Below are 21,614 nucleotides of genomic sequence, written 5' to 3'. Positions count from 1 at the left end.
ATAAGCATATATGAAATAGAGCTAATAGCCTGAAATATTGGTATTTATAAGGCCTTGAAAATTTTCAAGACGGAAGACTTCTGTTTCAAAACTACCATCGTTTTTTAGACGAATGTAACGGTAGCCGGGAGCATTTTGGTCTAGGGCAAACTCATTACTAAACGGTTTAAACTGAACGCTTGTTGAGGGGGTCGAGAAAAATTCGATCCCTTGCCAAGTGTTTAGTGAGTCTTGGTGAACGTGCCCGCAGATTAAAGCTTTTACATTCTTAAATGGAGCTAATGTGGTAAGCAAAGCATTAGAATTTTGTAACTTGTGATGATCAATCCATTTAGATTTCATTGCAAAAGGATGATGATGACAAGCCAATAAAACAGGGTTATCTGAAAATTCTTCGAGTAATGTCGCTAAATTTTGTAGTTGTTCTGGCGACAGGTGCCCATTAATCTGACCTTTTACTGCACTATTTAATAAAATAACGCGCCAGTTTCCTAAACAAATGACCACAGGTTCCTGATGATTTTCTTTATGTAATGGAAAATGATCAACGTTATCATGATTGCCCAGTGTCTGAAAAAATGGCAGACCTAACGTTTGCATATATTGAATATAACGTTTGTAGGTATTAGGCGTTGGTGCTTGAGCCAAATCTCCAGTGTGGATAATGGCATCAGCTTCAGGATGTTTTTTCAGGATCTGTTGAATAATGGCATGAAAACTTTCTTCAGGATTCATCCCCACAAATTCTAAGTGTGGATACTCCAATAAGTGGGTATCGGTAATTTGTATAATGACATGGTCTTTTTGTGAAAGTGTTGAGACTTGAAAAGTCACCGTCCTACCTCGTCGGATTTTATTATCGTTGTGATGTGTTGAGATAGCCATTGTAACGCCATAATGACAGGGGCATTTCTCAAACGTCCTTGACTCAATAATGTTGATATTTCGCTGTAGTCAAACAGGTGTAAAAGAATATTTTCACCTTCATCAGGCATGCCAAAAACCCCACCTTTTGATGGTAAGTTTGTTTCAGCAGCATATAAGTGAAATAGTTCTGAACACGCCCCAGCAGATGGATAAAAGCTAAATAGATGATGTAAATGATTAACTGTGCATCCTGACTCTTCAAGTGTTTCACGGCGAATACAGCTCTCTGGCGTTTCATCTCCATCCAATACACCAGCAATTACTTCCAATTGCCACGGTGAATCGGGATCATTAATTGCACCTACACGAAATTGTTCAATCAGCGCAAACTGTTGTCTTTGATCGTTGTAGAGTAGAACGCCAGCCGCTTCAGGCCGATGAATCAGTTCACGTTGTAATACATGAGTATATTCAGTTTGATTAAATAGACGATGTCGAAGGCTGACTTTTTCAACTTGAATAAAACCACGGAATAGAGATTCACGTGATGTTACTTCGACATCTTTAGATGTATAACTTGGACGTTCAACAATACTCATGATTCGATCAGGACGAAATCTATTTATTTCATCCTAACCGAGAATCATGGCTAGGCAAGTGTTTTTTTTGAATATTTACACTTTATGATACAGTTTTTGACCTTGCTCTTGATAAACCTCTTTCATGGCTTTGAGGCCTTCTTCAACCTCTGAATTGCTATTAGTGAGGTTGTTGGCATAGTCACGAACATTCTGGGTGATTTTCATCGAACAGAATTTTGGTCCACACATTGAACAGAAGTGAGCAGATTTATGAGCCTCTTTTGGTAAGGTTTCATCATGCATGCTACGTGCTGTGTCAGGGTCTAGACTTAAGTTGAATTGATCATCCCAACGGAATTCAAAACGTGCTTTTGACAAAGCATTATCGCGAACTTGAGCACCCGGATGTCCTTTCGCAAGGTCAGCAGCATGTGCCGCAAGCTTGTAGGTAATAATTCCGTCTTTAACATCTTTTTTGTTTGGTAAACCTAAGTGTTCTTTTGGTGTCACATAACAAAGCATCGCTGTGCCGTACCAACCAATCATGGCTGCGCCAATTGCAGAAGTGATGTGGTCATAACCCGGAGCGATATCAGTCGTTAATGGCCCAAGTGTATAGAATGGTGCTTCTTTACACACTTCTAGCTGAAGGTCCATGTTTTCTTTAATCATGTGCATTGGTACATGACCAGGGCCTTCAATCATGACTTGAACATCATGTTCCCATGCACGGTGTGTAAGTTCACCTAGGGTTTTAAGTTCGCTGAACTGTGCTTCGTCATTCGCATCTTGAATACAACCCGGACGTAAGCCATCACCTAAGCTAAATGAAACGTCATAGGCTTTCATGATTTCACAGATTTCATCGAAATGAGTGTATAAGAAGTTTTCTTCATGATGTGCTAGACACCACTGCGCCATGATTGAACCACCACGAGACACAATACCTGTTAAACGGTTTGCTGTAAGTGGCACATAACGAAGCAATACACCTGCGTGAATCGTGAAGTAGTCAACACCTTGCTCAGCTTGTTCAATCAGTGTGTCTTTGAAGATTTCCCATGTTAGATCTTCTGCAACACCATCAACTTTTTCAAGCGCTTGATAAATAGGTACGGTACCGATTGGAACAGGTGAATTACGAATAATCCATTCACGTGTTTCATGAATGTTTTTACCTGTCGACAAATCCATAATGGTGTCGGCACCCCAACGCGTTGCCCACGTCATTTTGGCAACTTCTTCGTCAATTGAAGAACCCAGCGCTGAGTTACCAATGTTGGCATTAATTTTAACCAAGAAATTACGGCCAATAATCATTGGCTCAAGTTCTGGGTGGTTAATGTTGGCAGGAATGATCGCACGACCTTCAGCAACTTCTTGTCGAACAAATTCAGGTGTAATTTCTTTTAAGTTTTTTGCACCAAAATTTTGTCCAGCATGTTGACGCATATCAACACCTTCACGCTGGCGTTGATTCTCACGAATTGCAATATATTCCATTTCAGGTGTGATAATACCTTGCTTGGCATAGTGCATTTGAGTGACATTTTTGCCAGCTTTAGCGCGGCGTGGGTTTTGAATATGAGCAAAACGAATGTCAGCGGTGCGAATGTCTTTTAAACGTTCTTGACCAAAAGTTGAAGTTAAACCAGAAAGTACATCAGTATCGTTACGTTCTTCAATCCAGTTTTGGCGAACTGAAGGTAAACCTTTGTCTAAATCAATTTGAACATTTGGATCTGTATAAACACCTGAAGTGTCATAGACCATAACAGGGGGATTATGTTCACCGCCCAGACCAGTAGGGGTATCTGTTAAAGAAATTTCTCGCATTGGAACCTGAATATCAGGACGAGAGCCTTCAATATAAACTTTTTTAGAAGCGGGTAAGATGCGGGTTAAATCTTTTGCATCTTGTTCATGTTGCGCTGAAATTTCAGCAGAAGAGAGATTCGTTAACTGGTTCATTACATGATCCTTATGAATAACATCAACGAATCAAGCACGACCAAAAACGATGGCGGATTTATCTTTACTAGATAAATTTAAGGCTTAAGTTTTCAGATGGCTTGATTCCTACGCAGGTCTTAACCTGATCAGGTTCAACGGTACTCATGTTCAAACTTGTGTTGCGATAACACGAAATTTACACAATCTCAGCGAGTTATTACTCGCGCTCCGTCAAGCGATTTACAGACTAACATGTTTTAGGTTGGGTGGCATTGTCAATTTGTATCTATACAAACCGCATCCATATGGCAGTCACGATACACTTCAGTGTTCCATGGGGAGTCTAATTTTAATAGCTGCTCAAGTTGTTCATGAGTCATCTGATAATTTGATTTTTTATTGCCATTCTTATCAGTTAAATCTATTTTAAATTGCTTATTACGCTCCTCTACAGGTGTGGCAATAAACTTAAGAAATAGTTGAGCAGGTTTGGCTAAACTCGACTGATTCTGTGTAGACAGAAATTGAATTTGTTGAAGCGCATCTTTATCAAACCATGTGTTTGGTGCATATTCATCTGACACAGGCGTGTTATCGAGACCAAAGAAAATAAAATAGCGATATTCGTTAAAGAGTAGTTTTGCATCACTAATAAAATGGCTTTTTGGATACTTTTGAATAAATTTTTCCCAAAATAATGCACGTTCAGTGAGCTCTTTCCAAGAAATAGCCAACGCACCATCGTTATAAAAAATATTTTGATTGTCTTTCGCCATACGAGTTAAAAAATCTTTTTGGTCAGCAGGTAAGGCTTTAGAAAAAACATCAACTAAATAGTTTGGCTGACGTCGATAGGTAAACATGCCTTCGCCTTGATAGAGTAGTTCAATATAGGCTTGACCTTCATGTTGAAGTAAATATTGATCACGTGGGCTCAGTTGGCCGAAGAGTTTTTTCTGACTTTGAATGACCTTTTTAAGGTCTTGTTGTTTATGTTCTAAAACAGCATAGCCAAAAGCTTCAAACGCTCTACCTGTTTTTTCAGTGTAGTCTTGTTTTAGGAAACGCTGATACATGGCTGTTGATGCATCAATCAGCTTAAGCTGTTCATCATTTTTTAAAGACGGAACACAGGTTTTAAGCTTTTCATTAATTTGATTTAAGTCTTCTATTTTGCTGTTTTGATTAATCGTGTGCATAGCTACCATAATTTGTAAGCAGCTACTGTCTTGTTTTTGAGTGGCCTTTTGCTCAGTTGATTTTTGCTCTTTAGATATAGTCTGATCTTGCTCTGATGTTTTATTACATCCAGCTAAAAGTAGTGCGCTGCACATACTCATCATTAGAACTTTTTTCATCATTGTATTTTTATCAAAGTGAATATTGCTCAAATTATAACTCGGAAAAAGATTGCATCATTGTTAGAAATCTTTATTATTAGGTAGGTCGGTCTACTTAAGTTAAAGCTATGAATGATAAAACAGCAAGACAGAAAATTCTCGATGCCGCTTCAACTTTGTTTTATAACGATGGCATTACTGCAACTGGAATTAACTCGGTTACGGCTAAAGCAGATGTTGCTAAGATGTCGCTTTATAATAATTTTTCTTCAAAAGGTGAGCTTGTCGATGCCTACATTGCTGCACGCCATCAAGAGTGGCTTGATCTCTACCAAAAGCGTTTAGAAAAAATAAAAACAGCTAAAGAAGCCATTTTGGCCGTATTTGATGCCTATCAAGACCATGCGGAATTTGCCTATGAAAAAGGCTTTCGAGGTTGCGGGTTATTGAATGCTGCGGCTGAGTTTCCTGCAAATAGTGCAGGGCGAAGTTCGGTAAGACAGCATAAAGAAGAAGTCGAGGCTATTGTTGCTGAACATTTAAAAAAATTGATATCAGACTCACAGCGGATTAGCTATGTGGCTACGCAACTTTCTTTTCTTTTAGAAGGTTCTATGGCACGAGCAGGCTTAGAAGGCAACAGTCGTCAACTTCTATTAGCAAAACAAATGGCAGAAGATATTTTAAATAGAGAATGCCCACATGATTAGCCTCATTAAAAATAGTAGTTATGGAGGCACAATTGCGATTTTAGTTGCCTCTGTTTTGTGGGGAACAACAGGTACTGCGGCCGCATTTGCTCCGACACTTGGTCCACTTGCTATTGGCGCCGTAGCGATGGGTGGAGGAGGTCTTTTACAAGCTTTGGTTGCATCACGAGCGATACGTGAAAACCGACAATTTATAAGAGAAAATCTTTTAATACTGCTTTTAGGTGTAGCGGCGGTTGGTATTTATCCTTTGGCTTTTTATTCCTCAATGCATTATGCAGGCATTACGATTGGCACCGTGGTTTCAATTGGTTCGGCTCCACTGATTGCAGCCATTTTAGAGCGATTCTTTGATCGCAAAGCTTTGTCTGCCATCTGGTTTCTAAGTTTTATTTGCGGTGTGCTTGGCGTAACAATGTTGTCGATGGGTGAAAGTCATGCAGTTCTAGACGGTACAAATCAATGGAATAAATACTTCGGTATTTTTCTTGGTCTTGTCGCAGCTACAACTTATTCGCTTTATTCATGGGCTGCAAAAAGATTAATAGATCGGGGTGTTGCCTCTAAAGCTGCAATGGGCATGATTATGGGTGGTGGGGCAGTTGTTTTGCTTCCTACTTTGTTGGTTACAGGTGGTGGGTTACTACAAAGCTCAACCAATCTACTTGTGGCTGGTTATATGATGCTAATTCCTATGTTTTTGGGTTATTTACTTTTTGGATTTGGTCTAAAAACAGTAAATGCCAGCAAAGCGACCACCTTAACTTTATTTGAACCTTTAGTTGCTGCGATTTTTGCCATTGTGTTGGTGGGTGAGCATGTTTCATGGTTGGGTTGGATAGGCATGCTTTTGATTTTTATTTGTATTTTAATATTGTCAAAAACTGAGAACGCTTAAAAAAACTAAAACTTTTAATGGCTTGAGTTTGATTCGAATTTTTCTTAGTCTAAAAGGCAAGTTTTATCGTTGATTTGAACAATGAAAATAAAATTAATGGTCGCTGTTGGCCTTTGGAGTTTTGCATCTTCGAGTTTTGCTCTAGATTTGGTTGAGACTTATGAGCGCGCAAAACAAAATGATCCGACATGGCAAGCCAATCAACAACAATTTGAAGCAGATCAACTTAATTTAGGCTTGGCAACGGGAGCGTTATTACCTACCGTTACACTGTCTGGAAACATTACTCGTAATCGACAAACTGTAAAGCGTTCAAACTTTCCAGGTGTTGACCAAGAAGGACTTTCTGATGCTTTGGTGAGTAATACCTCAACGACTCGGCAAGCGACCTTAACAGCACGTCAGCCATTGTTTCGAATGGATGCTTGGGAAGGTTATAAACAAGTTAAAACTTCGGTTGCCTTAAGTGAAATTACCTTAAGGCTGCAAAAACAAGACCATGTTTTAAATGTAGCAGAAGCCTATTTTAATGTGTTGCGTCAGCAGGCATTGAGTGTTGCATACCTACAAGAAGAAAAAGCTTTGCTTGAGCAGCTTAATATGATGAATGCCAAACTCAAAGAAGGTTTGGTGGCGCGTAGTGATGTGAGTGAAGCAAATGCTCAATATCAAAATGCCAGAGCCAATCGTATTTCAACCAATGTTCAATTACTTTTAGCCCAAGAACAGCTGTCTGAATATATTGGTTCTTATCAAGATAAGCTTGCTGTATTACGAAGTGACTTTAGTTTTCAAAAGCCTTATCCAGCAGAACTTAATGACTGGCTTTCTTTGGCCCAGCAAAAAAATCTAAAGATCCAGCAAGCCCGTTTACAGCAACAATATAGTGAAGATCAGCGCCGTGTAGAAAAAGCCGCGCTTTATCCTCAAATAGATGCTGTGGCGAGCTATGGTTATACCAAACAGACCCCAGAGACTCTTATTTCGACGGACGGAAAATTTGATCAGGTTGGGGTAGAAATGAACTGGAATTTATTTAATGGCGGGCGTACTCGAACATCCATTAAAAAAGCGACTGTAGAAGCCAGTAAAGCCCAAGCTCAACTTGATGCGGCCATCCGCCGTGCCAATGTCGATGTGAAAAGTGCATTTATGCAGGTTGATACAGACCAAGCCAAACTCGAAGCAAGAAAAGCTGCAATGGATTCATCTTCTTTAGTTTCGCAAGCCTCGAAAGCGAGCTATAACGAAGGCTTAAAAAGTATGGTTGATGTTTTATTGGCCCAGCGTAATGCTTTTTCTGCAAAACAGGATTATCTTAATGCTCAATATGACTATTTATTGAATGTGCTTCGTTTAAAAGCTGCGATAGGCCAGCTCGGTGAAAAAGATCTGGTTGAGCTTAATAGCTGGTTAACTTATCAGTAATAAAATGCTTTTATCTGAAATTTAATTTTGTCATAAAAACTTAATGATTGCTGTGTTTTAATGCTCAATCATTTTATTCCTGCGCCATCATGTTGGAGGCTTCCCTTGAGTCCAAGTAATCCGGTGTTAACCCATCATATTTCTTCTCAATTTAATGAAGATTTGCAAGATGTAAACACAAAGTTTATGACCATGGGTGGCTTGGTCGAACAACAGGTCGCAAATGCAATTCATTCTTTGCTTGATACAGACGCAAATTTAGCGATTGATGTTCAATTTAAAGATAATGCAGTCAATCAATATGAACGTGATATTGATGAAGGCTTGACGTTAATTTTGGCGCGTCGTCATCCAGCAGCGATTGACTTGCGTATGGTTATTGCCATGAGTAAAGCCAATACTGACCTTGAGCGTATTGGTGACGAAGCTGCAAAAATTGCCCGTATTGCACAGAACCTTTGTGAAGAGGGTGGTTCGCCTCGTGGCTACATGGAAACACGTCATATTGGTAACCAAGTTCGTGTCATGATTCATGATGCACTTGATGCTTTTGCACGTTTAGATGCAGATCAAGCTTTACGTGTACTTTTAGCCGATGCTGACATCGACCGTGAATATCAGTCAGCAACACGTACATTAATGACCTATATGATTGAAGATCCGCGTCATATTGCTCGTGTTATTAATGTTATGTGGGTTCTACGTTCTTTGGAGCGTATTGGTGACCATGCACGTAACATTGCTGAGCAAGTTATTTATATGGCAAAAGGCTTTGATGCTCGTCATACTAAAATTGAAGAAATTGAAGCTAAAGTCCACGAAAAGTAATTTTGAGCTGAAATATTGAAAGGCCTTGTTTGAAACAAGGCCTTTTTTATTTGTTTAAAAATAATAGATAAAAAAATGTCCCGAACTTTGGGGGGAAGTTCAGGACAGAAAATCAAGTGCATAAACACGACAGGGATCGTGTTCTTCTTGCTATGAATTGATATTAAGTTCTTTACTTTTTGATGTCATGTAGAGTCCTGTTCGCTCTATGTAAGGCTTTTTATGCTTGTGTAAGTTTCACGTAAAAAAAGGCAGGTCTATGTGTATAGGACCCGCCTTTTTAAATAATGAAGAAGCTAAAACAAACCGATTATTCTGGTTTCCAGCCTTCAGCTTTTTCTACGCTTTCATCATTGTTAAAGAACTTCTCACGTTGTTCTTCAAGGAACTTCTTCGCATCTGGTTCAAACACGTTTAAGCGTTTTTCATTAATCAGCGTAGTTTGGTGTTTTAACCATTCTTGCCATGCTTGCTTAGAAACATTTTCAAAAAAATCTTGGCCTTTAGCACCTGGGAAAGGAGCGAAGTCTAAACCTTCCATTTCCTTTTGATATTTACGGCAAAATACTTGTCGACTCATGGTTTATCCTTAAGCGTATAACTGTTCTAAACGTGTATGGGCACGAGCAATCGCAGCTTCAACCTGTTTTGGTGAAGTTCCGCCAATATGATCACGTGCATTTACAGAAGCTTCTAGTGTTAAGGCTTTATCAAACACATCTGCTGTAATTAAGTCAGAGAATTGTTGTAATTGCTCAAGTGTTAACTCAGATAAATCTTTTTCTTCAGCAACACCTAATGCAACAGCTTTACCTACAATTTCATGAGCATCACGGAAAGCAACGCCTTTTTTCACTAGGTAGTCAGCAAGATCGGTTGCTGTTGAGAATCCACGAAGTGCAGCTTCACGCATAATTTCAATATTTGGAACTAATGCAGGAATCATATCTGCGAAAGCCATGAGTGAACCACGAACCGTATCGATTGCATCAAATAAAGGTTCTTTGTCTTCTTGGTTGTCTTTGTTGTACGCCAATGGTTGACCTTTCATGAGCGTAAGCAAGCTAATTAAGTCACCAAATACACGGCCAGATTTACCACGAATAAGCTCTGGAACATCTGGGTTTTTCTTCTGCGGCATAATTGAAGAACCAGTACAGAAGCGGTCAGGAATGTTCACAAATTTGAACTGTGCAGAAGTCCAAAGAATCAGTTCTTCTGACATGCGTGATAAATGCATCATGATTAAAGATGCAGCTGCATTAAATTCAATAGCAAAGTCACGGTCAGATACAGCATCGAGAGAGTTTTCAGATACAGCTTCAAAACCTAAAAGTTCTGCTGTGTAAGCACGGTCAATCGGGTAAGTAGTACCTGCAAGAGCCGCAGAACCAAGTGGCATACGGTTAACGCGCTTACGACAATCTTGAAGACGTTCAGAGTCACGAATCAACATTTCAAACCATGCTAACAAGTGATGACCAAAAGTCACAGGCTGAGCAGTTTGTAGGTGTGTAAAGCCCGGCATAATGGTATTTACATTTTTGGCAGCCAAGCCTAACAAGCCTTTTTGTAAACGTTCTAATAATTTTAAAATATCATCAATTTCGTCGCGTAGGTAAAGACGAATATCAGTTGCAACCTGATCGTTACGGCTACGACCTGTATGTAATTTTTTACCTGTAATGCCAATACGTTGAGTCAAACGTGATTCAATGTTCATGTGAACATCTTCAAGATCGATGCGCCACTCAAAGTTTCCAGCCTCAATTTCTGAGCGAATGGTGCTTAAACCTTCAATAATGTCATCGCGTTCTGCTTCTGTGAGTACGCCAACTTTCGCAAGCATGGTAGCATGCGCAATCGAACCAGCGATGTCTTGCTTATAAAAACGTTGGTCAAACTGAACAGAGGCGGTAAATTCGGCTACAAAAGCGTCCGTCGCTTCAGAAAAACGACCACCCCACATACCTGAGGTTTGGTCTGGGGTTACTGAATTAGGGGGATTTGAAGATGTGGTCATGGTGGCTCAGTAAAATAAAAAAGAGTATATCACTTGCCGAAGCTCAACAAACAAAGTTGTTTCCTACAGCATATCGAAATCAAAATTCCTCCTATTTTTTTACGAAAAACGGGCGTTGGCAACACTTATTCGAATTAATTATCGCAAGTAATGTTTTGGCTCTGGTCTTAGCATTGGCTGAAGCACAGTCTTGGCAAGCCTTGAGCGGGGGAAGGCTTTTTCAATACATCGTTTTTATTAACTGGGTAATATTGTCCTTTTTTGCCTTGGTTGAGCGTTTTCAAGCTTTTTTTAACACTTTACGTCAAGAATTTGCCTTGGCTATTGGCTTTATCATGTTGCAAGGTATTGTTGTTTTAACCACCTTAATGAGTAATTTTTTTCAGTTTGGTCTTTTAAATAAACATGCTTCTTTAACGCAGGGATGGAGCATTTATTTTACCAATGTGCCTTTATATCTAAGCTATGGAATATTACTCGGGGCTTTCTGCCTACGTTATTTATATGTCAGAGAACAGTGGTTACATCAGCAATATGCAGAATTAAATGCCCGTATTCAGGCCATGCAAGCGCGAATTCATCCTCATTTTTTATTTAATAGTCTAAATAATGTAGTCAGTTTAATTGCGATAGATCCAGATAAAGCAGAAAGCATGCTTATTAGTCTGTCACGTTTATTTCGTGCCAGCTTTCAAGAATTGAAATTGGTGAGTCTGTATGAAGAAATCGAGCTAAGTAAACAATATTTAATGATTGAACAGGTCCGTTTGGGGGAGCGTTTAAAAGTAGATTGGAAAGTCGAGCTTTCACCTGTGCAACTCAAACAGATCACCATTCCTTTATTGACATTACAACCTTTGTTAGAGAATAGTATTTTTCATGGGGTAGAACCAATGATGGGTAAGGCAACCATAGGGGTATTGGTTGAAATATTGCAAAATCAGGTCAGTATAGTCATTACCAACCCATATACAGACGATACAATAAATTCAAGGAAAGGGCATGGAATCGCGCTTGAAAATGTTAAGCAGCGCCTGAAAGCATATTATGGGAGTTCCGTAAGATTTCAGGTTTATAAAGGTGAAACCTTATATACCACCGTTATGAGCTATCAATATCAAACAAAATAATAAGTTAGTCAGAGTTAACCATAAAAAAATGGATCAAGTTAACGGTGACAAGGAGGATGAATGAAGGTGCTGATTTGTGATGACGAACCACTTGCAGTGGAGCGATTATCACGTTTAGTTTCAAAGATGGGACATGAAGTTGTATCAACGGCTCATCATGGACAAGAAGCCTTGGAACAGGCGCGGCTTCATCAACCGGATGTAATTTTACTTGATATTCAAATGCCAGGTATGAATGGTCTTGTCTGTGCGGAACAGATAAGTCAGCTCAATCCTCGACCTGCGATTGTATTTTGTACGGCCTATGACCAACATGCATTGGAAGCATTTAAGTCTCAAGCTCAAGCTTATCTTCTTAAACCCATTGATTCTCAAGAACTTGAACAAGTTTTTAGTCAATTGACTCAGCTTACTCAAGCACAACTAAATGCTTTACCACAACATGATTTTTTACATGATCTAAAAACAAAGAGACACCAAATTGCTGCAAAAACCTATCGTGGGGTTGAGCTAATTCCAGTTGAAAATATTTATTATTTTTTAGCCGATCAGAAATATGTCACGGTGCGTCATCAAAATGGCAGTGTATTAATTGATGAAACTTTAAAAGAGCTTGAAACCGAATTTGCAGATCAATTCATTCGTATTCATCGAAATGCATTGGTTGCAATTGCATATTTAGATGGACTGGAGCTCGTTAGCTCTGGGCAATATCAGGTTCGTTTACGTGGACTAGATGAGCGACTTTCTGTGAGTCGTCGACATTTATCTATGCTTAGAGAGCGGATCCATCAGCTCTAAAGTTAAAAAGAGTTATCTTGGGCGTGCGAGATTTTACTTGCAATTTTAAGGGATCAAGTTAAGTTTAGGGTGTATCGTTTGACCAGCCCATGCTTGAATTTATGAAAACCTTGAAAATTGCTACACGACAAAGCCCACTTGCTCTTTGGCAGGCAGAATATATTCGTGCCCGATTACAGGAGCTTCACCCAGATTTAACGGTGGAGTTGGTTAAATTTGTCACTCAGGGCGATAAAATCTTAGATACGCCTTTAGCAAAAATTGGTGGGAAAGGGCTATTTGTTAAAGAGTTAGAAGCAGCACTTTTAGATGGGCGTGCAGATTTAGCTGTACATTCAATGAAAGATGTTCCGATGGCTTTGCCAGAAGGTCTAAGCTTGGCAGTAATTTGTGAACGTGAAGATCCATTAGATGCTTTTGTTTCAAATACTTTTGAAAAATTTGCTGACCTACCTCAAGGTGCAAAAGTGGGCACATCAAGTTTACGCCGTAAATCCCAAATTTTAAAACAACGTCCTGATTTGCAAATTATTGACTTGCGTGGAAATGTTGGCACACGTTTAGCGAAACTAGATGATGGTCAATATGACGCTATTATTTTAGCTAGCGCTGGTTTGAAACGTTTAGGTTTGTCAGAACGCATTCGTCATTGTTTAACACCAGACATTAGTTTGCCTGCGGTGGGTCAAGGTGCGTTGGGCTTGGAATGCCGTGCAGCTGACCAAGATGTATTAGCTTTAATTCAACCACTATTGCACGAAAAAACAGATGTTTGTGTACGTGCTGAGCGTGCTTTTAATGCCTATCTTGAAGGTGGTTGTCAGGTTCCAATTGCAGGTTATGCCACACTACAAAATGGACAAATCCATATTGAAGGTCGTGTCGGAAGTCCTGATGGGCAAACATTATTACGTGCTGAACTGACAGATGAAGCTAGCAATGCTCATCAACTGGGTGAAAACCTTGCTCGAAACTTACTTGATCAAGGTGCGGGTGAGCTATTAAAGGCTCTTTACTAAACCATGTTGTTTATTAATACTCGACCTGATTCTCGTGCAGCTGAATTAACAGATGCTTTGCAAAATGAAGGTTATCAAGTTGAGTCTTTACCTCTTTTAGAACTTGTTGCCAAACCCTTTTCCGAACATTTATTTCAGCTTTACCAACAATTAGTTAAAGCACAAGCTATTGTTGTGGTCAGCCCAACTGCTGTTGATGTAGGGGTGCAGTACTTAATACAAAGTGGTTTAAAGCTAGATAACTTAAAACATATTCAGTGGATTGCGGTCGGGCAGGCTACTGCTAATCGCCTTCATGAATATGGCGTTGACGCACATATTCCAGATGTGGAAACTTCTGAGGGAATGTTAAACCTGCCGATTCTTCATAATATGAATCAGGCTGGTAGTGTCGCTTTCTGGCGAGGAGAGGGTGGACGTCAATTTATGATGGAAACTTTGCAGCAGCAAGGTATTCAGATTTTAAATTTCATTTTATATCATCGGCAATGCCCAGAAACCTCATGTTCTACATTCAAACATCTGACACAGAATTCAAATTATAATTTAGAAAAATGGCTGGTCTTAATTACCAGTGAGGCCAGCTGGAAATATTGGTTAGAGCTTTGTTTAAAAAATAATGTACAACCTGATTGTGTATATTTGGTTTTAGGTCCACGTCTTTTCCAAATTGTTAAAGAATATCGCGATCAACAACAGGCTCATTTTCACATTATTCAACTTGAAAATTTATCGCCTTCGGGGATGATTCATCACATTCAGGCATTATAAGGATTCGTATGAGAAAACTTGTTTCTATCATCATTTTACTGGGCATGGCTTGGTTGGCTAAGCTCAGTTACGATATGTGGCAAATTTCTCGTACTGTTCCCGAGCTTAAGCAAAGTCTGCTTCAATCAGAACAGCACTATGCCAATCTAAATGATCAATTGGTTGCTTTACAGCGACAACTACAGAATCAACCTGTAAATACAGGCGATAAACTAAGTTCAGTAGCTCACCCAGATGCTCCACCGACAGGTATTGCTCCTACAGTTTTAATTAAACAAAAGTTAGATTTAATTCAATTTGCAATTGATCAGCAGCAATTGATTTATGCAGTTGATCAATTAAATCAGTTGCAGCTATCTCTCGTGCACTATGAAATTGCTCCAGCATTGCAACATAGTTTGAACCAATCGCTTGAGCAGGATAAGCAAGCAGTTCAACAATTCACTTTGGCTCAAAATCAGCGCCATCAATTGATCGATGATTTATTGCAGACGATTGATAAAAATATTCAGCAAGCTTTAGCTCAGCCTAAGCTTGAGATGGATCAATCCGAGTCTGTGTCTTGGTGGAAAAAATGGTTCCGCATAGAAAAAGTAGAAACGCCGTCTATTAATTTAATGAATCGAAGTGTGGTACTCAAAGAAGTACAATTAAGACTATTAATTGCTGAACAGGCACTCAATCAAGGCAAAATGACAGAGTACCAAAACGAGTTGCAATCTGTGATGCAAAAGCTAGATGAAATGCCTGATGCAACGAGTCAACAGTTAAAAAAACGTATTGCTAAAGTGGCACATTTATCTATCGTGCCTGTTCCTAAATTATCTACACTTGGTCTAATTGGCTCATAAGGAGGAGATATGAAACACCTCCTGTCGGTTTATTTCGTAATTAGTTTAATACTCTTTGCCGCTTTAGCTTTATTGAGTTATGGCTATGGAATGGGGTATGTCTACATCTACTGGCGACAATTGCAGTTGCAAACAAATGTTTGGGGATTAACCCTTGCTTTTGTGGTAATGAGCTTTATTGCTCAATTTATATGGCTTTGGGTTAAACGCTATTCCTCTCGTGAGCAGAGGAAAAGTGAAAATATCTTCCAGTTTAAAAACCTTCATCCCTATGAACAATTAGGTATTGTCTGGTTATTAGAGGCCGCCGAAGATCAACGTGTATTTATTGAACGTGTTTTTACTCAGTCAGCGCTTTTAAAAAATATTATTGATGCCAAATTTCTGGTTTTAAGTGGAGACTATCCAAAAGCATTGGCTGCTTTAGATCAATCACCACCTATGGCATTTGAATTGGCAGAGTTAGAACGAATCGAAATCTTTTTAGCCCAAAACGAAGCTGAACGTGCATTAACTCATCTTGAGTTTTTATACCAGCATCAGTTATCGCCTTGGCTTGAAGAAATAGAAACAGCCTACCAGCAAAGATTAACTGCCTTATGGGGGCAATTGGCGTTGCAACACCCATGGGTGTATTTACGGTCAATGAAGTATGGTTTGCTAGATGCTGAGCACCGTGATTTATGGTTACAGCAACTCCTTCAGCAGTTTGATGAAGCTTCTGTTGATGATCTGCATGCTTTGCAACAACGTTATCTAGATTTAGAGTCTGAAATTCAAACTCGACCTTATAGCAGTAAGTTGTTATGGCTCAAACTATTGGCGCGTATGCCTGATATGAGCATGCAGCACGCAGCCTTAACACTACACTTATTAAAAGAACAGTTCGATCCAGAAGTTTTTTATCTGTGGTTTCAGCAACAACTGCTTAAACAGGTTCCAGACTATGCAGATGTCGAAGAAAAAATTATCGAGTTTGAAAATCAATATATGAATTTGCCTGTTTTAACTTTTGCAAAATGGCATGTCTATATGGCAACTGGACGTCAAGCAGAGGCTGAAACATTATTATCATTATATCCAGATAATATTTTAATGAGCTATTTACGTATTAAGTCTACGCTTAATGAAGATGAAGTATTAATCAAACAGTTAAACCTAATCTTTGAAAATGATGCGAATTTTTTAAAATTTAAAATATGAGGCAAAAATGAAAGAACTGTCTGTCTACCCGATAATATATGAACAGAAAGTCGCATGGGGAGATATGGATGCTTTCGGTCATGTCAATAATGTACAATATTATCGATATATTGAAAGCTCACGTATTTTATATATGGAAGCTATAAATATATTAACCCCACAATTATATACCGTTGTAGCCTCAAGTCAGTGTAAATATTTAAAGCCAGTTTTTTATCCAGATGTACTGAAAGTCGGTGTTCGCGTGGAAGAGCTCCGTAATAGTGCATTCCGTATGGCTTATATATTGTGGAGCGAGACACAACAACAAATCGTGGCTACTGGTGAAGCGGTTATGGTCTGCGTAGATAAATTAACAGAACGAAAATGTGAAATACCTCAGGAAATAAAACAAAAAATTATTGAGCTAGAAAAATCTGTTGGGCATGACTTAATACATTTATCTTAAATAAATATTAATAAAATATATTTCATTTATAATTGATAATGTAATTAAAAGGTAATTTTTTTAGTTATTCTGATGAACACGGCTTTCAAACTATTGCTTATTGAATAGATTATAAATAATATTGGTCTTGATTTTATGTTTTTAAATTTTGTCTGTATTATTTTGAATTGTCTGTAAGACTGGAGTATTTATTAATGAAACCGGATATCAGTGAATTATCTGTTGAAGAGTTAAAACGCTTACAAGAAGAAGCGGAAGCTTTAATTGCAAGTAAAAAAGATCAAGCAATCGAAGATGCTTATAATCAAATTATCGAGATCGCTGAAAATGTAGGTTTTAGTGTTGAACAACTTCTTGAGTTTGGTGCTCAAAAACGTAAGAAAACAACACGTAAATCTGTTGAGCCACGTTACCGCAACAAAAACAATTCTGAAGAGACTTGGACTGGCCGTGGTAAACAACCACGCTGGTTAGTTGCTGAAATTGAAAAAGGCGCAAAACTTGAAGATTTCTTAATCTAATTGTATTGCCGATTTAAAAAGCCAGGCAGATTTGCCTGGTTTTTTTATGCATAAAAATATCTAAAGTGTGTTTTGAAAATTATTTAAGAAATTGGGTGTTTAAATTCATCTTTAAATAGATTGTTGAGATCAAATTTGCATTTAGTTCTTTTAGCACTCGGTTTTCATGATTTTGTCATACGTTCAACTTATAGTCTTAATACCGAAGCCAAGCCCGATTGCTTGGTTTTTTTATATGAAGTGAATTGGCGATGTTGAAAAAGTATGCATAATGTCAGACTAGGGAGCTACTCTCAAAATAAGGACGATAATTTGCATGTTGGTAAGGCTGAATGAAGAAAAAGTCTAAGCAATGGAAGTGGTGGTTATTTGCACTCATTGCATTTTTAATTTTTATTATTTTACAGATCCCGGCGACGTGGCTAATTTCTAAATTTTCAAAGAATAATCAAACTCTACACAATGTAAGTGGAAATATCTGGCAAGGCCAAGCAGATTGGCGGCGTGGTACTTTGAGAGGCTCGATTCATTGGAAAACTAGACCTCTTGACCTGTTTTTATTACGGTTCGCTGCTGATGTAGATATCCATAGTGGAAATACCCAATTATCTGGGGTAATGGGCTATGGCGTGGGTAAAAAAGTAATTGTAAAAGCTATGAATGGTCAGGTTGCACCTGAAACATTAAAACAAATTGTGAACTGGCAATGGCCTGTGAATAGTATCCAGTTAAAAGATATTAATTTTAATTATAAAAAAGAGCAGGGTTTCGCCGCAGTTGATGGTCAATTGCATTGGGGTGGCGGTGCTTTGATTTATAATATTGGTGATCGTCAAGACCGGATGAATATGCCTTCTTTAAATGGGCAACTAACGGATCAAAACGGTCAATTACAAGTTGATATACGTGATCAACGCAGTCAAAAAATGGCGAATCTTTTATTAGATGCCAACATGATGCTTGATGTGCAGCTTACGCAAAGATTATTACTGAATATTCCATCTTATGATGGAAAAGCTGGTTTAGATACATTTGTCATTAGTTCTCGTCAGCCCTTAATACAAGGGGGTAACTAATGAAAGTGTGGATTGAGAAATTACAGCATCTACAATGGCAAAAATTAGATCGGTTAAGTGTGGTTGTATTTGCCGTTTTAATTCTATGGCTGTGCTGGAAATTGGCTTCATTATTTTGGTGGGTGATTGCACCTCCTCAAATGATGCAGTTTGATCGGGTAGAGTTAGGATCACAGCAACCACAAATTCCTAACATTAGTACTTTTTCGCTTTTTAATGAACCTTCAGCTAATGCAGCTCAGGAAAATGTCAACCTAGAATTACAAGGCGTGATGTTGGGTTATCCGAACCGTTTTTCTTCGGCTGTTATTAAGCTTGATAATACTGCTGACAGGTATCGGGTGGGAGAAACAATAGGGTCTACCTCTTATCAGTTGGCAGAAGTTTATTGGGATCACGTGATATTGCGTCAAGGTAATGGAAGTACGCGTGAGCTTCAGTTTAAAGGTTTGCCAAACGGTTTATATCAACCTATGACGCCAGATGCCTCACAACCAACTGCAACTGCGCCTCAGTCGTCGGCACCTGTTAATACGACTCAAGAGGCGTTAGGGCAGGCTATTCAGCAAATGCAGGGGAACCGTGAACAATATCTACGTGATATGGGTGTAAGCGGGAACTCAAGCGAAGGTTTTGAAGTTACAGAACGTACACCCACTGCGCTTAGAAATAAGTTAGGTTTAAGGCCGGGTGACCGGATTGTTTCCTTAAACGGTCAAACGGTTGGGCAAGGGCAAACGGATGTGCAGTTGCTTGAACAGGCTCGTCGAGCTGGGCAAGTGAAATTAGAAATAAAACGTGGTGATCAAGTGATGACCATACAACAAAATTTTTAGTGATAACACGTCACCATAAGAGTTAGGAATTATCGCAAGTTATGGCTTTATTGAATCATCAACGTCCACTTTGGGCATTACTTGCAGCAGCTCCATTGATTGCGACAGTGAGCAGCAGCGTCTATGCCCAGACATGGAAGATCAATTTACGTGATGCTGACTTAACTGCATTTATTAATGAAGTTGCAGACATTACGGGGAAAAACTTTGCAGTAGATCCGCGAGTGCGTGGCAATGTCACAGTAATATCGAATAAACCCCTTAATAAAGATGAAGTTTATGATCTATTTCTTGGGGTGTTAAATGTAAATGGGGTGGTGGCAATTCCTTCAGGGAACACCATCAAGCTTGTGCCAGATAGTAATGTTAAGAATTCGGGAATCCCTTACGATTCTAGAAATAGACTGCGTGGTGATCAAATTGTCACTCGAGTCATTTGGCTTGAAAATACAAATCCAAATGATTTAATTCCAGCACTTCGTCCTTTAATGCCACAATTTGCACATATGGCTGCGATAGCAGGCACTAATGCGCTAATTGTTTCGGACCGAGCTGCAAATATCTATCAACTTGAAAATATCATTCGTAACCTCGACGGTACGGGGCAAAATGATATTGAGGCAATAAGTCTCCAATCGAGCCAAGCGGAAGAAATCATTACTCAACTTGAGGCAATGAGCGCTACGGGGGCATCTAAAGATTTTAACGGAGCCCGTATCCGTATTATTGCAGACAACCGAACGAATCGTATTTTAGTAAAGGGCGATCCTGAAACACGTAAACGTATTCGCCACATGATCGAAATGCTGGATGTGCCTTCAGCAGACCGTTTAGGCGGTTTAAAAGTTTTTCGATTAAAATATGCTAGTGCAAAAAACTTATCTGAGATTTTACAAGGCCTCGTAACAGGACAAGCTGTTTCTTCGTCAAATAGCAATAATTCTTCTAACTCATCGAATCCGATCAATAATTTGATGGGTAATAACCAAAATTCCAGTTCAAATACCTCTGGTTCAAATGGTAGCTCAATTTCTACGCCATCTATTAACCTAAATGGTAATTCAAATAATAGTAATCAGAACAGTATCTCTAGCTTTAGTCAAAATGGTGTGAGCATTATCGCGGATAATGCCCAAAACTCGTTAGTGGTTAAAGCTGATCCTCAATTAATGCGCGAAATTGAATCTGCTATTCAGCAGCTTGATGTTCGCCGTCAGCAAGTTTTGATTGAAGCTGCAATTATTGAAGTTTCAGGGGATGATGCGGATCAACTTGGAATCCAATGGGCGCTAGGTGATTTATCTAGTGGGATTGGTTTGCTTAGCTTTAGTAATGTTGGTGCTAGTTTATCTTCTATTGCTGCTGGTTATTTATCGGGTGGCTCGGCTGGAGCAGCGTCTGCTATTGCTGGTGGAGCCAATAAAGGTAACGGTGCAACTTTGGCTTTGGGTAATTTTGAGAATTCCCGTAAGGCTTACGGTGCCTTGATTCAAGCACTCAAAAGCAACACTAAATCAAACTTATTGTCGACCCCATCTATTGTGACGATGGATAATGAAGAGGCTTATATCGTTGTCGGTCAGAACGTTCCCTTTGTAACAGGATCGGTCACTACAAACAGTACAGGTATCAATCCATATACAACTGTTGAACGTAAAGATGTGGGTGTGACATTAAAAGTTGTTCCACATATCGGTGAAGGCGGTACGGTTCGTCTTGAAGTAGAGCAAGAAGTTTCGAATGTTCAGACTAGTAAAGGGCAAGCGGCCGATTTAATTACCAATAAACGTGCGATTAAAACTGCTGTATTGGCCGAACATGGACAAACAGTGGTTTTAGGTGGTTTGGTGTCTGATGATGTTGAGCTTAGTCGTCAAGGCATTCCTGGGTTAAGCAGTATTCCATATGTAGGCAGATTATTCCGATCAGACAGTAGAAGTAATACGAAGCGTAATCTTCTCGTCTTTATTCATCCAACAATTGTGGGTGATGCGAATGATGTGCGTCGTTTGTCTCAGCAGCGCTACAACCAGCTTTACAGCTTGCAATTGGCGATGGATAGAAATGGTAACTTTGCCAAACTGCCCGAACAGGTTGATGATGTCTATAATCAAAAAATGACTCCGCCAAACATTACCTCTCAGCCAAAAAATTATCAGCAGGTTCCTTCAGGTGGCAAAAGCTCGACAGTAATAACACCTGTGGCTGTAGAGCCATCGGTTCAAAGACAAACATTACAGTTGCCTGAACCTGAAGTTAATCGTACTAAAAATACCGTAACAACAACGACACTGCGTCCAAGCACAGCACCGTAGTAGCATGTTATGATT

21 protein-coding genes and 1 riboswitch are annotated in these 21,614 nt (G+C 39.2%); of the genes, 15 read left to right on the top strand and 6 right to left on the bottom strand.

Annotation, left to right across the window (positions count from 1 at the left end; genetic code table 11):
- Window positions 1-21: 21 nt before the first annotated feature.
- The 4 genes from cpdA to MJX77_RS04085 form a co-directional block, all read right to left on the bottom strand.
- On the bottom strand, window positions 22-834 hold the full coding sequence (cpdA, locus tag MJX77_RS04100; protein ID WP_252060607.1) for a 3',5'-cyclic-AMP phosphodiesterase: 813 nt from the start codon (window positions 832-834) through the stop codon (window positions 22-24).
- Window positions 831-1,466, bottom strand: coding sequence for an NUDIX domain-containing protein (locus MJX77_RS04095; RefSeq protein WP_005301669.1), 636 nt, complete (start codon window positions 1,464-1,466; stop codon window positions 831-833). Before MJX77_RS04095 ends, cpdA begins: the two co-directional genes overlap by 4 nt.
- Before the next feature lie 75 nt (window positions 1,467-1,541).
- Window positions 1,542-3,419, bottom strand: a complete 1,878-nt coding sequence (thiC, locus tag MJX77_RS04090; RefSeq protein WP_004795134.1) for a phosphomethylpyrimidine synthase ThiC — start codon at window positions 3,417-3,419, stop codon at window positions 1,542-1,544.
- A gap of 88 nt (window positions 3,420-3,507) precedes the next feature.
- A riboswitch (TPP riboswitch) is annotated at window positions 3,508-3,642 on the bottom strand.
- A gap of 34 nt (window positions 3,643-3,676) precedes the next feature.
- Complete coding sequence (locus tag MJX77_RS04085) at window positions 3,677-4,762, bottom strand: hypothetical protein (protein WP_252060606.1); 1,086 nt, start codon at window positions 4,760-4,762, stop codon at window positions 3,677-3,679.
- 107 nt (window positions 4,763-4,869) lie between these two features.
- Between MJX77_RS04085 and MJX77_RS04080 the strand changes: the two genes are divergently transcribed.
- The 4 genes from MJX77_RS04080 (at window position 4,870) to phoU (ending at window position 8,605) form a co-directional block, all read left to right on the top strand.
- A complete protein-coding gene (locus MJX77_RS04080) occupies window positions 4,870-5,451 on the top strand; it encodes a TetR/AcrR family transcriptional regulator (protein ID WP_151767120.1) in 582 nt (193 codons plus the stop codon).
- Window positions 5,444-6,349 (top strand): DMT family transporter, encoded by a 906-nt coding sequence (locus MJX77_RS04075; RefSeq protein WP_252060605.1) that lies wholly within the window; start codon window positions 5,444-5,446, stop codon window positions 6,347-6,349. The genes MJX77_RS04080 and MJX77_RS04075 overlap by 8 nt, the downstream gene beginning before the upstream one ends.
- An 81-nt stretch (window positions 6,350-6,430) precedes the next feature.
- On the top strand, window positions 6,431-7,777 hold the full coding sequence (abuO, locus tag MJX77_RS04065; RefSeq protein WP_502806538.1) for a multidrug efflux outer membrane protein AbuO: 1,347 nt from the start codon (window positions 6,431-6,433) through the stop codon (window positions 7,775-7,777).
- A 105-nt stretch (window positions 7,778-7,882) separates the two neighbouring features.
- Entirely contained in the window at window positions 7,883-8,605 is a 723-nt protein-coding gene (gene phoU / locus MJX77_RS04060; RefSeq protein ID WP_013199117.1) for a phosphate signaling complex protein PhoU, read from the top strand.
- Window positions 8,606-8,915: 310 nt separating this feature from the next.
- Here phoU and MJX77_RS04055 read toward each other — a convergent pair whose 3' ends face one another.
- Window positions 8,916-9,185 carry an oxidative damage protection protein gene (locus MJX77_RS04055; RefSeq protein WP_004795121.1) on the bottom strand — a complete coding sequence of 90 codons (270 nt, stop codon included), beginning with the start codon at window positions 9,183-9,185 and terminating at the stop codon, window positions 8,916-8,918.
- 9 nt (window positions 9,186-9,194) lie between these two features.
- On the bottom strand, window positions 9,195-10,628 hold the full coding sequence (gene argH / locus MJX77_RS04050; protein ID WP_252060603.1) for an argininosuccinate lyase: 1,434 nt from the start codon (window positions 10,626-10,628) through the stop codon (window positions 9,195-9,197).
- Between argH and MJX77_RS04045 the strand changes: the two genes are divergently transcribed.
- The 11 genes from MJX77_RS04045 to gspD all read left to right on the top strand — a co-directional run bounded on the left by MJX77_RS04045 (window position 10,619) and on the right by gspD (window position 21,599).
- A complete protein-coding gene (locus MJX77_RS04045; protein WP_252060602.1) occupies window positions 10,619-11,758 on the top strand; it encodes a sensor histidine kinase in 1,140 nt (379 codons plus the stop codon). The two genes, argH and MJX77_RS04045, sit on opposite strands and share 10 nt — an antisense overlap.
- Window positions 11,759-11,818: 60 nt before the next feature.
- Entirely contained in the window at window positions 11,819-12,559 is a 741-nt protein-coding gene (locus tag MJX77_RS04040) for a LytR/AlgR family response regulator transcription factor (protein WP_252060601.1), read from the top strand.
- Between the two features lie 101 nt (window positions 12,560-12,660).
- A complete protein-coding gene (gene hemC, locus MJX77_RS04035) occupies window positions 12,661-13,578 on the top strand; it encodes a hydroxymethylbilane synthase (protein ID WP_252060600.1) in 918 nt (305 codons plus the stop codon).
- A gap of 3 nt (window positions 13,579-13,581) precedes the next feature.
- Entirely contained in the window at window positions 13,582-14,349 is a 768-nt protein-coding gene (locus MJX77_RS04030) for a uroporphyrinogen-III synthase (RefSeq protein WP_252060599.1), read from the top strand.
- 8 nt (window positions 14,350-14,357) lie between these two features.
- Window positions 14,358-15,200 carry a hypothetical protein gene (locus MJX77_RS04025; RefSeq protein ID WP_252060598.1) on the top strand — a complete coding sequence of 281 codons (843 nt, stop codon included), beginning with the start codon at window positions 14,358-14,360 and terminating at the stop codon, window positions 15,198-15,200.
- 9 nt (window positions 15,201-15,209) lie between these two features.
- Complete coding sequence (locus MJX77_RS04020) at window positions 15,210-16,403, top strand: heme biosynthesis protein HemY (protein WP_252060597.1); 1,194 nt, start codon at window positions 15,210-15,212, stop codon at window positions 16,401-16,403.
- A 7-nt stretch (window positions 16,404-16,410) separates the two neighbouring features.
- Entirely contained in the window at window positions 16,411-16,851 is a 441-nt protein-coding gene (locus tag MJX77_RS04015) for an acyl-CoA thioesterase (RefSeq protein WP_023274336.1), read from the top strand.
- Window positions 16,852-17,045: 194 nt separating this feature from the next.
- Window positions 17,046-17,372 carry an H-NS histone family protein gene (locus MJX77_RS04010; protein ID WP_002053185.1) on the top strand — a complete coding sequence of 109 codons (327 nt, stop codon included), beginning with the start codon at window positions 17,046-17,048 and terminating at the stop codon, window positions 17,370-17,372.
- A gap of 332 nt (window positions 17,373-17,704) precedes the next feature.
- Window positions 17,705-18,448 (top strand): type II secretion system protein N, encoded by a 744-nt coding sequence (gene gspN / locus MJX77_RS04005; RefSeq protein WP_005301710.1) that lies wholly within the window; start codon window positions 17,705-17,707, stop codon window positions 18,446-18,448.
- Window positions 18,448-19,284: a type II secretion system protein N gene (locus MJX77_RS04000; RefSeq protein ID WP_005301713.1), complete on the top strand. Its 837-nt coding sequence runs from the start codon at window positions 18,448-18,450 to the stop codon at window positions 19,282-19,284. The genes gspN and MJX77_RS04000 overlap by 1 nt, the downstream gene beginning before the upstream one ends.
- Before the next feature lie 41 nt (window positions 19,285-19,325).
- Window positions 19,326-21,599, top strand: coding sequence for a type II secretion system secretin GspD (gspD, locus tag MJX77_RS03995; protein WP_252060596.1), 2,274 nt, complete (start codon window positions 19,326-19,328; stop codon window positions 21,597-21,599).
- Window positions 21,600-21,614 lie beyond the last annotated feature (15 nt).

Origin of the sequence: Acinetobacter sp. AHP123, assembly GCF_023757925.1 — a bacterium.
Taxonomy (GTDB): domain Bacteria; phylum Pseudomonadota; class Gammaproteobacteria; order Pseudomonadales; family Moraxellaceae; genus Acinetobacter; species Acinetobacter oleivorans.
This window is presented reverse-complemented; position numbering and strand designations above follow the sequence as displayed.

What these genes read in the sequence shown, in the direction of transcription:
- MJX77_RS04095 (WP_005301669.1), bottom strand. Translation starts at nt 1,466, where the DNA reads ATGAGTATTGTTGAACGTCCAAGTTATACATCTAAAGATGTCGAAGTA.
- thiC (WP_004795134.1), bottom strand. Translation starts at nt 3,419, where the DNA reads ATGAACCAGTTAACGAATCTCTCTTCTGCTGAAATTTCAGCGCAACAT.
- MJX77_RS04085 (WP_252060606.1), bottom strand. Translation starts at nt 4,762, where the DNA reads ATGATGAAAAAAGTTCTAATGATGAGTATGTGCAGCGCACTACTTTTA.
- MJX77_RS04080 (WP_151767120.1), top strand. Translation starts at nt 4,870, where the DNA reads ATGAATGATAAAACAGCAAGACAGAAAATTCTCGATGCCGCTTCAACT.
- MJX77_RS04075 (WP_252060605.1), top strand. Translation starts at nt 5,444, where the DNA reads ATGATTAGCCTCATTAAAAATAGTAGTTATGGAGGCACAATTGCGATT.
- abuO (WP_502806538.1), top strand. Translation starts at nt 6,431, where the DNA reads ATGAAAATAAAATTAATGGTCGCTGTTGGCCTTTGGAGTTTTGCATCT.
- MJX77_RS04055 (WP_004795121.1), bottom strand. Translation starts at nt 9,185, where the DNA reads ATGAGTCGACAAGTATTTTGCCGTAAATATCAAAAGGAAATGGAAGGT.
- MJX77_RS04045 (WP_252060602.1), top strand. Translation starts at nt 10,619, where the DNA reads ATGTGGTCATGGTGGCTCAGTAAAATAAAAAAGAGTATATCACTTGCC.
- argH (WP_252060603.1), bottom strand. Translation starts at nt 10,628, where the DNA reads ATGACCACATCTTCAAATCCCCCTAATTCAGTAACCCCAGACCAAACC.
- MJX77_RS04040 (WP_252060601.1), top strand. Translation starts at nt 11,819, where the DNA reads ATGAAGGTGCTGATTTGTGATGACGAACCACTTGCAGTGGAGCGATTA.
- hemC (WP_252060600.1), top strand. Translation starts at nt 12,661, where the DNA reads ATGAAAACCTTGAAAATTGCTACACGACAAAGCCCACTTGCTCTTTGG.
- MJX77_RS04030 (WP_252060599.1), top strand. Translation starts at nt 13,582, where the DNA reads ATGTTGTTTATTAATACTCGACCTGATTCTCGTGCAGCTGAATTAACA.
- MJX77_RS04025 (WP_252060598.1), top strand. Translation starts at nt 14,358, where the DNA reads ATGAGAAAACTTGTTTCTATCATCATTTTACTGGGCATGGCTTGGTTG.
- MJX77_RS04020 (WP_252060597.1), top strand. Translation starts at nt 15,210, where the DNA reads ATGAAACACCTCCTGTCGGTTTATTTCGTAATTAGTTTAATACTCTTT.
- MJX77_RS04015 (WP_023274336.1), top strand. Translation starts at nt 16,411, where the DNA reads ATGAAAGAACTGTCTGTCTACCCGATAATATATGAACAGAAAGTCGCA.
- MJX77_RS04010 (WP_002053185.1), top strand. Translation starts at nt 17,046, where the DNA reads ATGAAACCGGATATCAGTGAATTATCTGTTGAAGAGTTAAAACGCTTA.
- gspN (WP_005301710.1), top strand. Translation starts at nt 17,705, where the DNA reads ATGAAGAAAAAGTCTAAGCAATGGAAGTGGTGGTTATTTGCACTCATT.
- MJX77_RS04000 (WP_005301713.1), top strand. Translation starts at nt 18,448, where the DNA reads ATGAAAGTGTGGATTGAGAAATTACAGCATCTACAATGGCAAAAATTA.
- gspD (WP_252060596.1), top strand. Translation starts at nt 19,326, where the DNA reads ATGGCTTTATTGAATCATCAACGTCCACTTTGGGCATTACTTGCAGCA.